This is a genomic window from Fischerella muscicola PCC 7414, assembly GCF_000317205.1.
Taxonomy (GTDB): Bacteria; Cyanobacteriota; Cyanobacteriia; order Cyanobacteriales; family Nostocaceae; genus Fischerella; species Fischerella muscicola.
The window spans coordinates 47,177-68,040 of the sequence record NZ_AJLK01000065.1 but is presented as its reverse complement, the minus strand read 5'-3'; the positions used below and the strand labels follow the sequence as shown (position 1 = coordinate 68,040).

At 41.1% G+C, this 20,864-nt stretch carries 16 protein-coding genes and 1 pseudogene; 13 read left to right on the top strand and 4 right to left on the bottom strand.

From position 1 onward, the window contains the following. The first annotated feature begins 2 nt into the window (after positions 1–2). The 7 genes and pseudogenes from UYI_RS38875 to UYI_RS0109705 all read left to right on the top strand — a co-directional run bounded on the left by UYI_RS38875 (position 3) and on the right by UYI_RS0109705 (position 6,778). Complete coding sequence (locus UYI_RS38875; RefSeq protein WP_016866477.1) at positions 3–152, top strand: hypothetical protein; 150 nt, start codon at positions 3–5, stop codon at positions 150–152. 26 nt (positions 153–178) lie between these two features. Then, complete coding sequence (locus UYI_RS38870; RefSeq protein WP_016866476.1) at positions 179–331, top strand: SDR family oxidoreductase; 153 nt, start codon at positions 179–181, stop codon at positions 329–331. A gap of 47 nt (positions 332–378) precedes the next feature. After that, positions 379–852: an ABA4-like family protein gene (locus UYI_RS0109725; RefSeq protein WP_016866475.1), complete on the top strand. Its 474-nt coding sequence runs from the start codon at positions 379–381 to the stop codon at positions 850–852. Positions 853–1,094: 242 nt separating this feature from the next. Continuing rightward, positions 1,095–3,785, top strand: coding sequence for a U32 family peptidase (locus tag UYI_RS0109720; protein WP_016866474.1), 2,691 nt, complete (start codon positions 1,095–1,097; stop codon positions 3,783–3,785). A gap of 189 nt (positions 3,786–3,974) precedes the next feature. Further along, a pseudogene (locus tag UYI_RS32360) lies at positions 3,975–4,906 on the top strand (tetratricopeptide repeat protein). A gap of 522 nt (positions 4,907–5,428) precedes the next feature. Next, entirely contained in the window at positions 5,429–6,040 is a 612-nt protein-coding gene (locus UYI_RS0109710; RefSeq protein WP_016866472.1) for a superoxide dismutase, read from the top strand. A 228-nt stretch (positions 6,041–6,268) separates the two neighbouring features. Next, positions 6,269–6,778, top strand: a complete 510-nt coding sequence (locus tag UYI_RS0109705) for a hypothetical protein (RefSeq protein WP_016866471.1) — start codon at positions 6,269–6,271, stop codon at positions 6,776–6,778. 443 nt (positions 6,779–7,221) lie between these two features. Here the strand turns inward: UYI_RS0109705 and UYI_RS0109695 are convergent, their stop codons facing one another. Continuing rightward, on the bottom strand, positions 7,222–8,370 hold the full coding sequence (locus UYI_RS0109695) for an extracellular solute-binding protein (RefSeq protein WP_016866469.1): 1,149 nt from the start codon (positions 8,368–8,370) through the stop codon (positions 7,222–7,224). Between the two features lie 362 nt (positions 8,371–8,732). Between UYI_RS0109695 and UYI_RS0109690 the strand changes: the two genes are divergently transcribed. Next, complete coding sequence (locus UYI_RS0109690; protein ID WP_016866468.1) at positions 8,733–9,110, top strand: hypothetical protein; 378 nt, start codon at positions 8,733–8,735, stop codon at positions 9,108–9,110. Positions 9,111–9,179: 69 nt separating this feature from the next. Here UYI_RS0109690 and UYI_RS0109685 read toward each other — a convergent pair whose 3' ends face one another. From UYI_RS0109685 to UYI_RS0109675, 3 genes are all read right to left on the bottom strand, one after another. Then, complete coding sequence (locus tag UYI_RS0109685) at positions 9,180–10,364, bottom strand: nicotinate-nucleotide--dimethylbenzimidazole phosphoribosyltransferase (RefSeq protein ID WP_016866467.1); 1,185 nt, start codon at positions 10,362–10,364, stop codon at positions 9,180–9,182. Between the two features lie 75 nt (positions 10,365–10,439). Beyond that, a complete protein-coding gene (locus UYI_RS0109680) occupies positions 10,440–11,111 on the bottom strand; it encodes a DUF2232 domain-containing protein (RefSeq protein WP_016866466.1) in 672 nt (223 codons plus the stop codon). 100 nt (positions 11,112–11,211) lie between these two features. After that, a complete protein-coding gene (locus UYI_RS0109675) occupies positions 11,212–11,910 on the bottom strand; it encodes a Crp/Fnr family transcriptional regulator (protein WP_016866465.1) in 699 nt (232 codons plus the stop codon). A gap of 430 nt (positions 11,911–12,340) precedes the next feature. Between UYI_RS0109675 and UYI_RS0109670 the strand changes: the two genes are divergently transcribed. The 5 genes from UYI_RS0109670 to UYI_RS0109650 all read left to right on the top strand — a co-directional run bounded on the left by UYI_RS0109670 (position 12,341) and on the right by UYI_RS0109650 (position 19,787). Then, on the top strand, positions 12,341–16,549 hold the full coding sequence (locus UYI_RS0109670) for an acetate and sugar kinases/Hsc70/actin family protein (protein ID WP_016866464.1): 4,209 nt from the start codon (positions 12,341–12,343) through the stop codon (positions 16,547–16,549). Between the two features lie 63 nt (positions 16,550–16,612). After that, complete coding sequence (locus tag UYI_RS0109665) at positions 16,613–18,010, top strand: amidase (RefSeq protein ID WP_016866463.1); 1,398 nt, start codon at positions 16,613–16,615, stop codon at positions 18,008–18,010. A gap of 469 nt (positions 18,011–18,479) precedes the next feature. Continuing rightward, a complete protein-coding gene (locus UYI_RS0109660) occupies positions 18,480–18,788 on the top strand; it encodes a hypothetical protein (protein WP_016866462.1) in 309 nt (102 codons plus the stop codon). A gap of 58 nt (positions 18,789–18,846) precedes the next feature. Beyond that, on the top strand, positions 18,847–19,224 hold the full coding sequence (locus tag UYI_RS0109655) for a YtxH domain-containing protein (RefSeq protein ID WP_016866461.1): 378 nt from the start codon (positions 18,847–18,849) through the stop codon (positions 19,222–19,224). Between the two features lie 14 nt (positions 19,225–19,238). Then, on the top strand, positions 19,239–19,787 hold the full coding sequence (locus UYI_RS0109650) for a DUF948 domain-containing protein (protein WP_016866460.1): 549 nt from the start codon (positions 19,239–19,241) through the stop codon (positions 19,785–19,787). Positions 19,788–20,864: the final 1,077 nt, after the last annotated feature.

The window sequence follows — 20,864 nt, the reverse complement described above, 5'->3', positions numbered from 1 at the left end:
CCATGATAGATTATGGTTTAACAGGTAAAGTAGCTCTTGTGACCGGAGTTAGCAGACACATTGGTATTGGTGCTGCGATCGCACATTCATTAGCAAAAGGTGGGGCAAATGTTTTTACAACGTACTATAGACCATTTGACGAAATGCAGTAGATCCCGGCCCAACAAATACAGGTTGGATGAGTAATGAACTCCTGAGAGAACTTGAGGTAAAAGCACCCTTTGGTCGTGTTGGAACACCAGAAGATGCTGCACATATAGTATTATTTCTTGCCTCATCACAAGCCCAGTGGATTACAGGGCAGATCATTCGTTCACGAGGTGGACAATAGTTGCTCACGACCTCATAATTTACCTACTATTTGTATTTATAATAGCTATGACGATCGCTCAACTGTTTAATATCGCCAATCTTTACGTTTTACCTTTTTGGGTTTTAATGATTTTCTTACCCAACTGGAAAATGACTCGCCGGGTAATGGAATCTTATATTCCTTTTTTGCCGTTAGCATTAGCTTACATATATTTATTTGTCAGCAGCATTACACCAGAAAATGCCCAAGCATTATCGAATCCTCAATTAGCAGACATCGCCAAATTTTTTGCTGATGAAAAAGCGGCTGCTACAGGTTGGATTCATTTTTTAGTAATGGATTTGTTTGTCGGTCGCTACATTTATTTACAAGGACAGAAAACAGGAGTTTGGACAATTCACTCCCTTGCCTTATGTTTATTTGCTGGGCCAATGGGATTACTTTCTCACATTTTGACTTATTGGGTAGCGAAGAAATTTTTCCCAAATTCAGAAAATGAGACAACAACAGTAGAAAAAACCCTGTCATCTACTAATTAAACTGAGTTGAAGAAAGCAGCCTTTGTAGCTAAGTTGCAAGAGATGGGAATTGATCTGGATGCAATGTAGAGTACTAGTGCGATCGCTATGACTACAGAGATATTCCCAAAGTTGCGGAGCTTGTTTTTGTAAAATATATGTATCCTCACCTATTCGTTTTTATTCCTACTCTCCTCCCTCCCCCACCATCCCCCCAGCAACGATAAAATCACTAAGGTATCACCTATCCTGCCTTAGTACCGATGAAAGCCGATCGCCTACAAACCTCCGAAACCACTTCAGCCAAATTCCAACTTCCCGAACTTCTCGCCCCAGCTGGTAATTGGGAATGTGCCAAAGCTGCTGTCGAAAATGGTGCAGATGCAATTTATTTCGGTTTAGATCGGTTCAATGCCAGAATGCGGGCGGAAAACTTTACTGAGGCGGACTTGCCAGAATTAATGGAGTACCTGCACAGCCGTGGTGTTAAAGGTTATGTCACTCTCAACACTTTGATCTTTCCCCAAGAACTGAGAGAAGCACAACAATATATTCGCTCGATTATTGCAGCTGGTGTGGATGCGTTAATTGTGCAGGATATCGGTATTTGTCGTCTCATTCGTCACCTATCACCTGATTTTCCGATTCATGCTTCTACCCAAATGACTATTACTAGTACTGCTGGTGTGGAATTTGCGGAATCGTTGGGGTGTAATTTAGTTGTGCTTGCCCGTGAATGTTCTCTCCAGGAAATCAATAAAATTCAAAGCCAACTATCATACAGAGGCAGTTCGCTACCTTTGGAGGTGTTTGTTCACGGCGCGTTGTGTGTTGCTTACTCTGGGCAATGTTTAACAAGCGAAGCACTAGGAGGACGTTCTGCTAACCGGGGTGAATGCGCCCAAGCTTGCCGGATGCCTTATGAGTTAATTGCTGATGGGGAAGTTGTGAATTTAGGAGATAGAAAATACCTCCTCAGTCCCCAAGATTTAGCAGGGTTAGAGGTTTTGCCTGATTTGGTGAAGTCCGGTGTAGCTTGTCTCAAGATTGAAGGGCGGTTGAAGTCTCCAGAGTATGTTGCAAATGTGACTCGTGTTTATCGGCAAGCGTTGGATCGGGTGATGGAACAAAGGCAGAAAGCAGAAGGCAGAGGGCAGAAGGAAGCGCTTCACAATAGGGAAAAGGTTAAAGGGGCAGAGGTAAAGGAAAATATTCTTTCCGCGTCTTCTGAGGAACGGTACAACTTAGAGATGGCTTTTTCGCGGGGAATTTATACTGGATGGTTCCGTGGAATTAACAATCAAGAATTGGTTCATGCCCGCTTTGGAAAAAAGCGAGGGGTTTACCTGGGAGAAGTAATCCGCATCAATAATGAAAAGGTGATCCTCAGGCTAGAAGCACCTGTGAAACCAGGTGATGGTGTTGTGTTTGACTGCGGTCATCCAGAGTCCAAGGAAGAAGGCGGACGTATCTATGCGGTAGAACAAAAGGGAAAAGAAACCATCCTAACGTTCGGACGACGGGATTTGAATTGGCGGCGAGTGCATGTAGGCGATAAGGTTTGGAAAACCAGCGATCCAGAACTTGATAAGCAATTGCGGCAGAGTTTCGCTGGGGAGATACCACAGTATCAGCGTCCGATTCAGATTGAGGTATACGGAGAAATTGAACAAAATTTAGTGGCGATCGCACGTGATGAACTCGGTCATGTCGTTCAGGTAGAATCTTCTACACCACTAGTAGCAGCACACAACAAACCTCTGACTCCAGAACGTTTACAAGAACAATTCGGTCGCCTGGGTAATACTCCTTTCCGTTTGGGTGAATTGACAACTAACCTCACTGGAGAATTGATGCTACCCGTGAGTGAGTTAAATCGAATGCGACGAGAAATAGTCACCCAATTAGATAACCTGCGAAGAAAACCCAAGCGTTGGCAACTAAATCCCAATGCTTCCCTTTCAGACTTACTCCCCTCTCTATCAACCCACCATCTCACCACCCCATCTCTCATTGTATTAGTACGTAATCTTCAGCAACTACAAGCAGCACTCACAACAGGCGTTGATACTATCTATTGTGAATTTGAAGATCCCCGCAAGTACCGCGAGGCGGTGGAGATGGTACGCCAACAGAGAAGATGGGGAGATAGGGAGATAGGGAGATGGGGAGAAAATTTCACCCCATCACCCCATCTCAGAACACCTCACCAAAAAAGCGACTCTCCCACTCCTACCATCTGGGTTGCACCACCTCGAATTACTAAGCCTGGAGAAAATTGGATTTTACAGCAAGTGCGTTCGTGTAAAGCTGATGGCTACTTGGTACGGAATTATGACCATCTAGAATTCTTTGCTGATGAACGTTGTATTGGAGATTTTTCTCTCAACGTTGCTAATCCTCTCACAGCAGACTTATTTAAAAACCACTTTCATTTAGAACGCCTGACTGCTTCCTACGATTTGAATATAAACCAACTGGAAGACCTACTTAAAAGTAGTCCCCCTGATTGGTTTGAGGTGACTATCCATCAACATATGCCGATGTTTCATATGGAACATTGTGTATTTTGTGCCTTTTTATCTAGCGGTACAGACTTCCGTAATTGTGGGCGACCGTGTGAAAAGCATGAAGTAAAACTACGCGTAGACGCGAAGCGGCTTGTCGACAGACATCGCATTGGTACAGAACACATCCTTCATGCTGATGCTGGTTGTCGCAATACGGTATTTAATGGTACAGCCCAAACAGGGGCAGAGTATGTACAACGTTTAATAGAGTTGGGCTTACGTCACTTCCGGATTGAATTTGTCAATGAGTCTCCTGAGTATGTCACTCAAACGATACACCAATATCAAGAATTACTGAAAGGCAAAATCACAGGTTCCCAACTTTGGCGCGAGTTGAAGTTGCAAAATCAGCTAGGTGTAACCCGTGGTTCGGTTATTCATTAGATTGTTTCACTTAGTATTCCTAAATACAAATCTTTGAAAAATTTCCTTGGATAACTAGCTTAATTTGGGTATTTAAGCAAGCTCCTAAGGAATGGCTTTTTATTTGCATTTAACAATCAATAAGGAATTTAGCTATTAAGTTATGTTATTGTTTTTTAAATATAAAAGAAAAAATCATTCTAGGGTATGATGCCAAACTCGTTTAAGCTGACTCTCAACCTGGAAGCAGAGTTTTTTTCCAGCAAGGACTCCGACGCAATAAGGTTCAAGAATTTGAAGTGGCGATCACCAATCTCGATACAGCACTCAGGTGTAAGCCAGATTATCCAGAAGCTTGGTTCCAAAAGGGTTTTGCGTTGGGTTCGTTGGGTCGTCACGAAGACGCGATCGCTTGTTTTGACGAAATGCTGAAATTACGTAGCAATGATAGTTGGGTTTGGCATAACCGAGCTATTGCTTTAGGCAAGCTAGAACGACATCAAGAAGCCCTCAACAGCTTTGATCGCGCCATCGAGTTTAACCCCAATGCTGCCACTATTTGGCACAATCGCGGATTGACTTTGTGCGACTTACAGCAGTACCAACAAGCAATAGTTAGCTTTAACCAATGTTTGAAGTTACAACCAGATGCCTATTGGGCTTGGAACAACAAAGGTAATGCTCAAAGAGAACTCAGGCGGTACGAAGAAGCTCTCAACAGTTATGATCGCGCCATTGAATTTCATGTTGATAACGTGATGGCTTGGTTTAACAGAGGCGTAACTTTGAATGAATGGAAACATTATCAAAAAGCAATCAAGAGCTTTGATCGTGCGTTATCTATTCAACCTAATAACTATAAAGCTTGGTTAAACAAAGGTATAGCGTGGGAACATATAGAAAATTATGATGAGGCGATCGCTAGCTACAATCAAGCTGCAAAATTACAACCAAACGACCCCGTAATTTGGTACAACACAGCTCGTTGTTACGCCCAAAACCATAATATCCCAATTGCAATTGCCAACCTAGAACAAGCAATTAGCCTTTGTCCAGAGTATTTAGAAACCATCAAAAGTCACTCAGATTTTGACAAAATTAGTTCTGATCAACGCTTTCAAGCTTTGTTTCAAAGTCACTAGTCAGGAGTGGCAAGTGTATTTGTACTTTTGAGGGCTTCAGCCCTCAAAACAAACTTGCTTTTATCTACTGTTTGCTTACAAGTGCGGTTAGCTAAGAATTTCTACTTGTCCTAATCATTATCAATAATATTTTTTATTATCATTGACTCTTCTGTGCTTATCCCGGTTGTTTTTGCCGGGATTTTTTGTTGCTTCTATGTATACGTCTAAATGTAAATTGCCAACTCATACCATTTCACTAAAACCTTGATACAAATACAGGCGTGTAGAGACGCGCCATGGCGCGTCTCTACAAATTTATATGGATCGTGATTAACGTGAAATGGTATCAGTTGCAATTCATAATCATTATGACTATGATTTATATATAGAGAATAATTTGTTTGGCAAATGAAACCCTGAAGTTACAGAACTTGCCACAAGTACTGCTCACCTTTGTTTTGATAGCAACTACGAATGCTTAACAGAGGCTTATACAGATAGTTTTCCGCTCAATTCAATTACTTTGTTAGGAGGTATACAATGGCTCATACCTTAGCGCCATTGCCCTATGATTATGCTGCACTAGAGCCGTATATTGATGCTCAAACCATGCAGTTGCATCATGATAAGCATCACGCTGCTTATGTTAACAACTTAAATGCTGCCTTAGAGAAGCATCCTGATCTACAAAGTAAAACTGTCGAAGACTTAGTTACTAATTTGGACGCCATTCCCCAAGACATTCGTACCACTGTGCGAAACAATGCAGGCGGACACGCGAACCACACCTTGTTTTGGCAGCTTATGAGTCCTCAGGGTGGAGGAGAACCGACAGGAAAAATCAAAGATGCGATCGCAGCAACTTTCGGTAGCTTTGACAACTTCAAAGTACAATTTAATGATGCTGGCATCAAGCAATTTGGTAGTGGTTGGGTTTGGTTAGTCTTTAACCCCGAACATAAGTTGGAAATTGTCACGACTTCCAATCAAGACAGTCCACTGACAACAGGACTCTACCCTCTGCTAGGTAATGATATTTGGGAACATGCTTATTATCTCAAGTATCAAAATCGCCGTGCAGATTACCTAAATGCTTGGTGGAATGTAGTGAACTGGGACGAGGTTAACCGTCGATTTGAATCTGTGTCTTAATACTTGTTCAACTCATTAATACATCTATAGGGTGGCTATTTTCCACCCTATACTTAGACGAAGCGATCGTTCACATCTGTGTTAAAAATGGCAACACTCTGCGTCCCTTAGCGCTAACTCTGCTACTTGGTGCGTTTTAATAAAATTACAAACTTATGCAATTTTGTACTTAGTGACGCTCAAGTACATAATTTTCGATATTGAAATGAGCAACAATCAACAGATTTTATGCGCCAGCTTGCTCTAGTCTTAGGAACCTGCCTAACTACTATTTTTTGCTTAATTACTCAACCATTACTAGCAGAAAGTCCATCAATTCCCTCTCCTTCTAATGCGCCTTTAGAATTAGACCTGTTGACTAATCCTAAAGATTCTGTGATTACAGCTAATACCATTGATCAAGGAAAATTGAGTATTCCTAGTTTATGGTGGATTAAAGAAACTTCCGAAAACAAACTCCTGGATAACTGGATAGCTTATCCATTCACAAATCACCAACCTGCGCGAGTAGATGTAATTGTGAATCAACAAATTTGGAGTTTACTGGATTATCTGGAGCGATACGATTTTGTAAATCGCTTAGGAGATATTGCTAGAAGTTATGGTTACAACATTCGGGTTTTTAATTATCAAAAGGAAAGTTTAGCAAGTTATACATGTAATTTTAATACAAATCCATTACTGTGTAAGATAAAAATAAATTATCAAAACAACTTTGGTTTAGGAAATTCTTTGTAGGAAAGTTGGTTGTTGGTTGTTGATTGTTGGTTGTTGATTGTTGATTGTTGATTGTTGATTGTTGATTGTTGGTTGTTGGTTGTTGGTTGTTGGTTGTTGATTGTTGGTTGTTGGTTGTTGGTTGTTGGTTGTTGATTGTTGATTGTTGGTTGTTGGTTGTTGATTGTTGGTTATTGATTGTTGTTTAGAATAATCATTGACAATGAACTACTAACTACTGTAAGGTGCAGCATTTGTACGAAGATATTTAAACTTACACAAATGTATTCATACAAATGATACTCTGCGAGAAGTTGATCGGCGCGTCTATGCCCCTACCCACGAACAACTATTGTACAGACGCGATGTTCCTCGCATCTCTACTAACTACTAACTACTAACTACTGTACAGACGTGCCATGGCACGTCTCTACAACAACTAACTACCAACTACCAACTACTAACTAACTCTTAATTTTGGCAAAAATTGATTTATATTGAGCAGCTACAGCAAGAGGAAAAGGCTGCAAAAATTCGCTTTTCACTAAAATTTCATCGTTATTTAGTAAGAAGTTGCGTAATTGTTCTTGAATGCCAGAGGCTTGAATATTTGTAGGAATGGGTGAATTTGTTTTAGTGAGGATAAAAATTTGTTCAGCAATATTTGGTTGCCAACAAAAATCAATCCATTTGTAAGCTAAGTTTGCTTGGTTAATACCCGTAGGTTTTACCCAAACATCTGCCCACAATGCTGTTCCTGACAGAGGAGTTACTACAGCAAGTTGCGGATAGCGGGTTACTACTGGCAATACATCATCTGACCAACCAACCGCTAGCCAAGTATCACCAATAATGAGTGGTTCTAAATATTTTGTAGAATCGTAAAACTTTACTTGTTGATTTAAAGCACGTAGTTCTGCTTCTAAGCCGGGAATTGCATCTAAATTTTCTGTATTATAAGATTTTCCCAACTTCTTTAAGACCAAACCAATAACTTCTCGAGGGTGGTCAAGCAAAGAAATGCGATCGCGTAGTTCAGTTCGCCATAAATCACTCCAGTCTGTTGGCGTCCACCCCAATTGTTGAAATTTATCACGACGATAAACTATTACTGTACTACCCCAGCGATAAGGAGCTGCCCATACTTTTCCTTGGGCATCCAGAAAACCTTGTTCGTTGCGTGTCACTAATTCTCGCCAACGTTGTGGTAATACAGCCCACTGTTTTAGCTGTTCTACTTCTAGTGGTTGAATCAGTTTCTTTTCTATTGATGTTTTGAGCCAGTAATCTCCCAATGTCACTAAGTCAGCAATATTAGGTTTTTCTGATGAGCCAAAAGGTAGATTAAAACTCCATTCCTGCTGATGATTAGCTTGAGACTGATTGTACCAACTTTGTAATTCCTCAAATAAGCTTTGTAATTGCTCTACAGGGGCAAAATTTAAATTTACTTCCTTTTCCAAATTACGGCGGAATTGCTCAACCACCTGGCCAGGAATTGAACCTTTCAACAACTGAACCCTCAAGGTAGTTTGTTTGTTACCACTACACCCAATCAACATCTGCGCCAGAGCTAATGTCGTAGCACCTTGTAAAAACGACCGTCTATACATTGATTTAGAATTTGAGATTTTGATTAGATAATTTTATTAATTGTTTCAACCTCAGCTATTCTAGCTGGTTAGACAATTTGTCAAATTTTGATCATACATCTTACTTACTTCTTTTTTTGATGCTGGCAAAAGCTAGTGTAATCAAACCAAAGAGCGATTTTTTGGCGGAAATTGCTCTTTATTCATCTTTCTCAATAAATAATTTTAGTTGCATTCTTAAATATATTGAGATTTATTGCTAAATGAGTACTTAAATATTTTATTTAAAAAAATAATATTGAAGCTTAAAAAATTCATAAGTATGTTTAACGTTGCCACTATATTGAATACCATAGAGAAAAATAAGTGAATGAGCATATTAAATGGAGCCATTGCAGAAGCAGGTGCTATCTCTAAGTTCTAAGTTAGATGCCTTATATCAAGTAATAGAACAGCTTGATAATAAAGTATCTCAAGCTTTGTCGGTTTGTCGGTTAGATGTCAAAGACGAAGATAGAGAGAATGTTCTAGAAAATAGCGATTCTAGTCGTTTTCATTTTAAAAGGCATATCAGCTTTAACACAGAGATGGAACATAAGGATGTGATAGCAGACGAAATTTATTCAGACTCGAATCTTCAGGGAGGAGATAAGCATATTGCACCAGAAATTCAAATTCAAAGACTCACAGCCCAATTAACAGCAGCATACAATCGAATTGCTGCTTTAGAAGAGCAATTATTACTAAAGAGAATTCATTAATTTTAGTTATTAGTCAATAGTTATTGGTCAATAGTCATTAATCATTAAGTTTGAAGAAATGACACAAGGCTAATTACTATTGATTGAGAGCATACGCTCAATTTGAGTTTCAATTGCTGATAAAAGCTGATTTTGCTGCCAATTTTGGTATAAATGAGCAGCAATTACCACACCACCAGCCCCCATACCCTCTTTGACAAAGCCTTGCTCATAGGCTTGGAGTTGGGGATAACCAGAGTTAGAAAAACTTAATTGAGTAGCGAGTAAAGGGACAGGACTACCACTATAGTTAATCAGTTGGGCTAATTCGACAGTACTACCTGTGGGATCTTCTGCGACCCAGCGAGTTGTACCCACTACTACTTGTTGCGATCGCCAAGGTAATGCATAAATCATAGCGATCGCTCTCATGAGTGCGTATACTGCTAGCATTTGTGTTCCCCCAGCCAGTAAAACACCACAACTGCGACTTAGGGCGATCGCCATTGCTGCTGTACTTATTTGCATCGGATCGCCCACTGCGGCAACTAGTTGGAGGGGATCGATCTGGAGAGGTGGGGAGATGGGGAGATGGGGAGATGGGGTGGATTCTCTGAACCTTCCCAACACCTCACCTCCCCATCTTTCCTTCATCTTCTCAAGTCCCGCCTGTACCACTGCCAATTTTTGTGTGTGGTTACAAGTAGGGTGGCTACTGTTGACTTTTCCAGCTGCGTCTATTCCCAAACCAAGTAAAATAGCCAAGGCTGTTGTCGTTCCACCGACTACACACTCACCCAAAACCACGTAACTTCCTTGAACCTTGGCAGCTAAGCATTCACCCCAAAGCAGTCCCACTTCCAATAAATGCTCTACTGTTGCTAGTTCCAAAGCATTACCATGACTTAAACATTTAGCGGCTGTACCACCCAAATCAATAACTGGAATATTGGGAGGGTAGGGTAAACCAGCATTAAAGAAATAAACTGGAATGTGCAACGCCTCTACCACAGCCCGAGAAATCAACACGGGTGATGCTCCAGCAGTTAAAGGTGGTAAAGGATACTGAGGTTTGTGTCCTGCTCCGTAGTAAAGAAATTCAGCATCAGCAACGGCCGTGAATTTGCGATCCTCACTCGTGCGACCGGCTGCGGAAATTCCCGGTATTAAACCAGTTTCGGTAAAACCTAACACACAGGCAAACAAAGGTGGACAACCACGATATCGAGCAATCCACTCTTTACCCTGTTCTATTTCGGTATAAATGCGAATCATAAAGTTTAGTTGTTAGTTGTTAGTTGTTTGTTGGTAGGTACAAACAACAACCAACAAACAACCAGTAACTAACTATTATTCATAATCCATCAGAACTTGTACCCAGTGGGGAGGACGAGGGATGGGATTACCAAGGCGATCAAGTAATAGCCAGGCTGCTATATGGACGATAAATAGGTACAAAAAATTATTGAATATAATTAACGCGATCGCTCCCAAATTAATCAACGATGTACTGGGGGATGACAAAATTCCCAGCCTTAGGAAGATCCACTCTACTATTTCTGTAACTTGGTTAATAACATAGACCCAAAGGTCTTCCCCTGATAACAAAGACAGCAACCACAACCGAAAAAATACGCCCAAAGTACCCAATACAGTACCCAAGCTGATAGAAACAATCCAGGGGACGCGGCGATACCAAGCAGCCCCTAAAAGTACTCCCATAAAAGCAAAGGGCATGACAAACAACAAACTGCGGATTGGCCCCATTAATACCGACAACAGTAACCCAGAAGTTACAGCCGCCATCCATGCAGCTCTTTTGCCCCAACGTAGATAGACGAGAGCGATCGGCACTGGAAAAAATATCCGCAGTAATGGCCCTAAAGGAAAATAAAAATTAATAAACCAAATCAAGCTAGCAGTACTTGCTAAAAACGCCGTTTCCATCATCCGTAAAGGCGCATCTAGCTTTAATTGTGGTCGTCTTAAATTATCTTGTTGATCTACGGGTTTTTCTGTCATTAGTAATTAGTAATTAGTCATTGGTCAATTGTCAATAGTTAATAGTTTGTTGCTAATTACTAATTTATTGCGATTAACTATTAGCCATTCACAACTAACTTTACACAATCATTCTTTCTAAGGCTGACAAATCAGGGATACAAATTAGTTCCTGATCTCGTTTGATCAAGCCTTTTTTTTCTAACTTCGTTAATACTCTGGTTACAGTTTCCCGCGCCAGTCCACTTAAACTACTCAATTCCCGGTGAGGTAAATTAGGAATTTCGGTTCCTGTTTGCCCTTTTTTACCCTGTCCCTCTGCTAAAAACAATAACGTGTCTGCTACGCGAGACTGACTGTCAGATTCTCGCAACCGTAACCGCCGATTTACTTGTCGTAGGCGTCGTGCCATTAATTGTGCTAACCTTACTCCTGCCAAAGGTTCTGTTTGAAGTAACTTCAAAAAATCTTGGGCAGGCATACTACCAATGATGGTTCCAGTTAAAGTAATTACATCTGTAGAACGAGGCACTTCATCTAGTGCCGCCATTTCGCCAAATAATTCTCCCTTGCCGAGAATATTCAGCGTTACTTCTTTACCTTCAAGATTGTAAGTGCGAATTTTTACCCATCCCTCAATGATAAAATAAACAGAACCTCCCCAGTCGTTTTCCAGCAAAATCACCTGATTAGCTGGGTGAGTGCGAGTAACAAGATGAGTTAAAGCTACCTCGACAACAGTTTCGGGCAACCCTTGAAAAAAAGGAGCCGAATAAATCCAGGGATTGGCGGGTGTTTGCACGCTATATCGCTCTTCCATTACAACGTCTTATTGATCATTGATCAACACTGCAATCTACACAATAGACTTCATACAAAAAGTCAGTTGGTTTCTCTTTTCCTGCTTCTGCAAGAAGTTTAATACACAAAGCACGATTTTGAGCCTTAGCTTTTTCAACACAAGACTATCCAAGATCAACAATACTCAAGCTACTTAATTTTTGCTAGCTTAAGATTTTTAGTAAATATGTCCAATGCCAATGCCTTGTTGTCAAGTTAGACTCTCACGGCTAATTGCCCACAATGAGGAGATAAAGATTTGAACGAACACTCATGGAACACAGATGGATTAATCCCCGATCCCTGTTAAGACTCGCCTGATGCGTAACATAATGGCAGTAGTTATAACAAAGTAAAGTAATTCGCGCACCACCAGACGTGACGTACAGTTCTAGTTAAGGTGAATCAACGTGACTTTCCGCACAACCGAAATTCAAACACTAATCGCAGACATTGACAGCTTACTTTCCAACAAGCGCCTCTCCCGGTTTCTTGCCAGTGAGAAGGAACAGCCAAGACAGATATTAGAAAGAATTCGTAACTTTCTAGTTAGCTGTGCGGAAACAGAGGACAGCAGTACCCTAAAGGAGCAACAGCTAAAATCGCAGTCATCACCTTTATTAACAAAATTTATTAATCAAAATAATTACTCTTTGGCGGCACAACCAAATCAACCCAGCCAACAAGCAGGTAGCGAAGCCAACATACTATCGTCCTTGTTAGCACCATTGCAAGCAGAGTTACAAACACTGTTGCAAGAACGAGCAAATCTTGTTCAAGAAATTAAAGAGTTAGAGCAAAGGCGACTACAAAACTTTTCTCTAGCACAGCAGTTGGCAAATCAAGAACAGCTAATAGCAAATTTTTTGCAGGTGCTGAGTAATCGTCTCGGGGGCAATACACAGCCCAAAATGCCAATAAATATTCTCAATTCAACACCAGAAACTCCCCTGGCGCTTGGGGAGGCTAGTTCTTCCAGTACGAGTAATAAGGATAATACAGAACAATTTGCTTTTGCTAATTCACCTACATTAGAGCCACAGGATCAGTTAGAGCGATTAACACGCCTTGCTAGTGAATTAGATCAAAAATTACTCGCACTTGATGGAACGGTAAATGTAGTTTTTGAAGCTTTACAACGTAATATTCACACCTATCATGAGTCTCTTTCCCAAGCACTAGCAAGAATGTATAGCCAAGGCTTGCAAGGAGAACAGTTATTTAGCAATTTGATCAATAATTTGGCACAGCAGGCACAGCTACAATTTACTGCTAAAGAACCATTTACTATTGATATTCAAAAACAAACACTGGCAAATGACTCAAGAACTTTACAATCCAGCAATAAAATTGAGCAATTAAAAACTGATGGTCAAACAGCAGAAATTGATACAGTTATTGCTCAGCTTAATCAGGATACACCAAACTCTCCAGACACTGCTAGTGATTTCGCGATTGATCAATTACACCAAGATAGTTCTGTATCAATTCGTGACGAAGTAGATCAACTATATGCCAGTTTGTTTGGGGTTGACAATTTAGCTACAAGCAACCCAGAATTTTCTTCCCAACAGACAAATTTTGAAGTCATAGATTCAATCGAAAATTTGCTTGTAGAAGAGACAGCCACTAATCAAGAAAAGTCAGATTTCACAGAAGCATTATCTGTCGATGAGGTAAAACTTGCCAATCAAGAACAAGCAGAGACGTTTCTCCAAGAAGTCCTATTTGAAGTTGCAGACCCCACAGAATTACCTGTAGATGAACAAGCAAGCATCAATCAAGATGAAGGAGAATTAATTCTCCAAGAAGTCCTATTTGAAGTGGCAGAACCTAGAGATTTTTCTGTAGATGAACAAGCAACTATTAATCAAGATGAAGGAGAATTAATTCTCCAAGAAGTTCTGTTTGAAGTGGCAGAATCTACAGAATTATCTACAGATGAACAAGTCACTAATAATCAAGAAGAATTAGATTTAATTCTGCAAGAAGTGCTTTTTGAATGTGCAGATCCTACTGAAGAATTACCTGTAGATGCTGCTGCTTCTTCAGATAATATGAGTATTATTGATACTCAATCTGCACCTACAATTAATGAAATACAACCAGTTCAACCTCCTGTGTCTGCATCCGATCCTTGGTTTGACGAGCCAGATGCAGGGCTTTTAGAAGGTGGCAACATTCAGGTAGAAGATACACAAAAAGCTACTAATGAAAAGATTAGAGAGCAACTATTAGAATTATGGGAAAAAATCACGTTTACGGAAGCAGAGAATGAAACTCCGTCTTTACCAGTTGAAGAACCAACTGCTGATCAAATTACGAGTTTGAATAATTTATCGTTCAATACAAGCAATGAGCAGCCTTTAACGGTAAATTCTGTTCACGAATCTGTAATTTCGACAACGCCAGACCTAACTCCAACAGAAGAAAACAGTGGCGATCGCACTTTAAATGATTCTTCAGATAACTATATTCCGGCGTCACCACAAGAAAATTTATTAATCCAAGCAGAAAACCAGAATGCAGCTATCCCAGAAATTGCTTTGGATGCAGAACAATTGCTGCAATTAGACCAAGATTTGGCTAATTTTGGTGAACAGACTAATCCTCAATTACAACCTCTGACTGATTTAGAAATTCCAGACTCCGCTCATAGCGCTCAATCAGTTGAAACTGAAAATAAGGAATCTACAACAGTTTCTTCTGAACAGATGTTGTCAAGAGATTCTAACTTTGGAGACGATACGGAAATTAGATCCAATATAGGAGATTACGTTTGGTATCTGGGAATTGATATAGGGACAACGGGAATTTCTGCAACTTTATTAAATCGCTCCACAAACGAGATTTATCCTCTCTATTGGTCAACAGAGAACCAAGCAGAAACTGTATCTAAAACACGAACATTCCGTTTACCCGCAGAAGTTTATTTACCACCCGCACAGGAACAAGACACTACAACCTCTAATCTTTTTTCCGCGCAATTAAAACCTTATTTACAAATAGCCCTTCCCTACAAAAATGAACAGCAAAAATGGGAGCCAATATTGCAATTTAATGAAGTTGCTACGGTTCCTCTGGTTTGGGTTATACGATCGCTCTCCAAATTACTATCAACCCTAAAATTAGACCGCAGTAGCACCACTTTAGGTTTAACTGCGGCGGGAGTGGGTTTAAACCAACAAATCTTCCACAGTGCTATCAACAATTTAGCTGGCGTGATCTGTACCTGTCCATCTCACTGGGCAGAACAATATCGCTTTAATATCCGCGAAGCTTTGCTACTCAGTAAAATTATTCAGCATCCCCAACAAGTATTTTTTGTGGAAGAAGCGATCGCTAGTTTACTTTCTGAATTGGATGGCGCTAATGGTGAAATTATTCAATTTGGTAATAGCCAAGAATCTCATTCTGCCAAAACTAGTGAGTATCCTTTAGTGGGTAACACCCTTGTGATGAATATCGGTGCAGCAGCAACGGAAATGGCACTAGTTGATTTACCAGAAAGTCTGGAAGAATTAACTCACAGCGATTTTATGCTCCACAATTTTGCTTACGCTGGTAAGGGAATTGAGCAAGATATTATCTGCCAGTTGCTACTACCAACTAAATGGCGCAAACCACGTAATTCTTCCCATGAGGGTAACAACACAACCATTACCAGTAGTCCCTTGCAATGGCAACCGATGATTGCTGGTGTAGAACAGATGAGTTTTGCGAGTTTGGGGTTAGAAGAATTAAAATTACCACGACCAGGGGAACCAGACACAAGCGATCGCATTAAGTTACAGCAACGCCTAGAAAGTTCTGTTTTGGGCAAAGCGGTTTTGGACGCGGCAGTAGCCCTTAAGTTAATTTTACAACATCAAGAATCGTTTACTTTGGAATTGGCAGATCAGTGCTGGGTCTTGCAAAGGCGAGATTTAGAGAGCCAGGTATTTGTACCATTTGTGCGGCGGCTTAACCGTGAACTCAACAAATTATTAGTAGCAAAAGGCATACCTACAGAAGCAATTAATCAAGCGATCCTAACTGGTGGAACATCTAGTTTAGCTGCTGTTTCTCGTTGGCTGCGACAAAAACTCCCCAATGCAAAGATCATTCAGGATTTGTATTTGAATGAAAACGGTACTCCTAGTTGCAGTCGTGTAGCCTACGGTTTAGCTATGCTTCCTTTGCATCCCCAAGTTTTAGAAGTACCTAGACAACAGTACACTGACTATTTCCTGTTTACAGAATTGCTGCGACTCATACCAGACCGAGCCTTATCTTTTAATGAAATAATTCAGTTATTTGAGGCACGTGGTATCAACACCCGTAGTTGTCAACAACGCCTGTTAGCTTTCTTGGAGGGTGAACTACCTCCGGGTTTGCTCCCCAGCAATGTAGACTTTTCCTGGCTGAGTCTCACCTCGAGAGAAAATTTTGATTATAAAGCGATCGCTAATGCGCCTTTATTTGAAAAACAAGGAAGTCTCACATATCGTCCCAATTCTTCACAATTACAATCTCTACGTCGTCATCTTGATGCCATCAAGGGTAGTACTCAACAATCCTTAGAGGAACCCTATACAGTAAATTTTGTTATAAATGTTTCTTCACAACGTGTCCCCTGAATTCAGTGATCAGTAATAATATACCTTTTTACCTAGTCTGTAGCCCTTAGTTCCTTTTTGCTAATGAACTCAATCGACTTAGCCTTTACCCCAGCCCTTGAACAAGCACAATTGATCCGTCGTCGGGAAGTGTCGCCGCTAGAGTTGGTGCAGATATATCTAGAACGAATTCAACGTCTCAATCCTGAACTGGGGAGTTATTTTACGGTAACGGCAGAACAAGCGATCGCTGATGCTAAAGCCAAGACAGAAATGTTGGCAAATAGCAATGAACTACCACCGTTTTTTGGTGTACCAATTTCGATTAAAGACCTGAATCCGGTGGCGGGTGTCCCTTGTAGCTTTGGTAATCCGGCGTTAGTCAACAACATTCTTGATTTTGATGATGGTGTAGTAACGCGGATTAAGCAAGCCGGGTTTATTCTGCTTGGGAAAACTGCTACTTCCGAAATTGGTTCGTTTCCTTACACAGAGCCTACGGGTTTTCCGCCAGCGAGAAATCCTTGGAATTTAGAATATACTCCCGGTGGTTCTAGTGGTGGTGCAGCCGCAGCAGTTGCAGCTGGGTTGTGTGCGATCGCTCAAGGTTCTGATGGTGGTGGTTCAATTCGTGGTCCTGCGGCTTGTTGTGGTTTGGTGGGCATCAAGCCAGCCAGAGGACGAGTAACCCATGCACCTGTGGGCGATCGCCTCAGTGGAATTGCGACTAATGGCCCTATTGCCCGTACTGTGGCTGATGCAGCTGCCCTTTTAGATGTAATGTCTGGTTATGTCACAGGCGATCCTTATTGGTTAAGCGATCCTGAACCATCATTTTTGGTTGCCAGTAAAGAAAGAATTGGCAGACTGCGTATTGCCTATGGTACAGCTATTCCACCGATTGGTACAGCAGACGCTAATTGTCAGCAGGGCGTACTGCAAACAGTGAAATTACTAGAAGAACTTGGGCACACAGTCGAAGAAAAAAGCCCAGATTTTAGCGGTTTAGTAGAACCATTTCAGACCGTATGGCAAACGAGTGTAGCAACTTCCGGTCTTCCCCCTGAAGTTTTACAGCCGATGAATCGTTGGTTACTGGCACGCAATGGCTCTGCTGGCGAATACCTGCAAGCAGTTTATCAAATGCAGATGGTGTCGCGGCAAATTGTTGCCTTTTTTGATTCAGTAGATATACTATTGTTACCAGTATATTTACACTCACCTATTCGTGTGGGTGAATGGGCACACCTCACCCCGGAAGAAACATTTCAAAAGATCGTGAATTGGGTTGCTCCGTGTCCACCAGCCAATGCCACTGGCCTACCTGCGATCGCAATTCCAGTTGGTTTTGACACTAATGGCCTACCTATGAGTGTGCAGCTAGTTGGCAAACCTGCTGCCGAAGCCACTCTGATCAGTTTAGCCGCTCAAATAGAAATTGCAAAACCTTGGATTGAGCATCGTCCTACATTTGCTACTTGAATCATAAAATACCTCGTTAGGAAATCCACCCCTTCTAGGGGTGTAGGAGAAAAAACCTCTTTCATCTTTGGCGGTGAAACTTGTTTCATTTGGACTGCCTTGAAAATGGGTGTGGGGGAGCCACTGCGGGGGGTTCCAAGAGTTGTAGCACGTGGCGTCACCTGGCGTCACCTGGCGTTGTAGGGGAAGAGAAATTTTGATCCTTCATTGTGAACTTTGTTCATGGAGTCTCTTGCAAAAGTACCTTTTACAAGAGGTAGAGAACAGGCAACTCTTAAGACTTGGCACTGTTCCCTGTTTCCCGTTAACAGTTCCCGACTTCTGCAAGAAGTCTATTGCTAAAACCATTGCTCTACAGAGATTTTCAATGTAGGTTAAATGATGAATTGAAGCTCTGTCGCTATGATGAAGTCAGAACCTAGTCAAGCCCAAAAATTTTTCTCAATGCTGGTGCTGGAAAAGGTAAGCAATGGTTAAAGTGGTTGTCGGAATCAACACGCTCATCTCGCTAATCTTACTGTACGCCACTTGGCGAATATGGCGACTGCGGTTGAAACTAGCTAGGCTCACTAACTGGTTTATTCTGGCTGAGCGTTGCAGCCATATGTTATTTTCTCCAGCACCCCAGGCTCTTGACATCAGCCGACAGAGTATTCATAACCTGCGGCAAACCAACCAAGCGCTAGAGCTACAAATTCAACAATTGCAGCAATTTTATAGCATATTATCTGTTGGACAGAGATTCTGGCGTTGGTATTTTCCGAGAAAAGTTAAATAATTCAGGGCTTGCAAGGCGTGAAAACCCCATAAAATGGGTGTAAGGAGAGAAGAGTAAAATGTCTAATAACCGTTCTGGAGAATTTATTGGCGGTTTAATGCTAGGAGCAACCATCGGTGCTTTGACTGGTTTGCTTATGGCTCCGCGTACAGGCCGCGAAACGCGTAAACTGTTGAAAAAATCTGCTGACGCACTGCCAGAATTGGCAGAAGATTTATCAACTAGTGTCCAGATTCAGGCTGATCGCCTGTCTGCCAATGCACTGCGAAACTGGGATGAGACTTTAGAACGACTACGGGAAGCGATCGCAGCTGGTATTGATGCTAGTCAACGGGAAAGCCAAGCAATGAAACGGAAAAATCCACCAGACGTGCAAACTACGACTAGTAGCACCGTGGCTGACTCAGATTCTCTTCCCAAGCATGTAGATAACTAATAAACGACATAATTGTGAGTGAACCGCTGTTTTGGCTGGGACTATCTATACTCCTGGTGGCCATCAGTCTGACTGCTGTTTTGGTGGTGGCGATACCAGCTTTGCAGGAGTTAGCACGTGCTGCTCGTAGTGCTGAAAAGTTATTTGATACCCTCTCGCGAGAGTTACCACCGACTCTGGATGCTATTCGCACGACAGGCTTGGAAATTACTGAGTTGACTGATGATGTGAGTGAAGGAGTTAAAAGTGCTTCTGGGGTTGTCAAACAAGTTGATCAAAGCTTGAACAGCGCCAAACAGCAGGCTCAAAATATTCAAATCAATACGCGCAGTGTATTTGTTGGCATCAAAGCAGCATGGAAAAGTTTTACCCGCTCTAAACCTGCAAAAAGGACAAGCGATCGCTTGTTGATGAATCAAAAAGGAACACTAAAATCAAGAGAAAGAGAATCACTCAGACAGTATAATCGCTCTACAAAATCAGAACTGTATCGAAATCAAGAAAGCTACAAAGATACCGCCGACTGGGAAAGTAATGACACCCAGGATTGGCAAGAAGAATAGAGCCATTGTCAATGGTCAATGGTCAATTGTCAATTGTCATTTGTCATTAGTTGTTATTTCCACTCCTCACACTCCTCACACCTCCCACACTCCTCACACCCCCTATCTCCCCCATCTCCCCACCGCCCCTAATCCCCAGAGGGGACCCCGAGTTCCCCATTGCCCCCCAACCCCACAAAGTGGGGACCCCTAGCCCCCCACTGCCCCTAATCCCCACGACCGACAGGGAGTGGGGGCCCCGAGTTCCCCACCTCCCACTCTCTTCCATAGATTCAGTAATTACTACACTGCTGAAAGGTTCTATGGTGAATTAATATTTCTTTATAAAATAAGTATTTAATATCAAGCAACTTGCCTTCTCCAGTTGTTTATCTGTTTTTTTCAATGTTTATTCAGGTTATTAAAAAGCATGAAAAGAAATCAAAATCAATGTTCAGTAATGCAAAAATAATATAGTGTAAGGGTAATTACTTATTTATTAATTAGCTATTCTAGCTAGTAGATTTACAAAAAAATTGAAGTTCATCCGGAACTACGCAATAATTCCTGTACTAGCAAATGCTCTTTAAAGTAAGTTTCAGTTAATCTCTCTTTATTGAAACTTAAAAATATAATTACTAAACCTAGTGCAGAATCGCGGCAATAAACCGACAGCTTACAATAAATAAGTCAAAAGCTTAGAAGAAAGAGATTTTGACTTTTTTACAGACGTGAACCCATAACGTCTGTAAAGACATTTAACTGACTCGGTAGCAGTATTAGCTTGAGCATAGGAGTGGGTTTGAGTGTACATTTGGTGATTGAGATTTAAAAATTTAACTTCTAGACCTATATGTACAGTAGTGATTGATCAATAAATTACTATCCATAACCGGCAAATATCAACTAGATATCATTCAAAGAATTTAAAATTTTAAATTTTTCAAGAAGCAAAATTTAAAGGTGAGTAAAGGCTGCATTGCCATTTTGGCAAGTTTTTATTGACAATATAGGATATTAGTAGATAGTAACAAACAATATTCTTACTCACGCGTTTTTACTACTTAGCTAATACTACTTAAACCAAGCGAATAACAA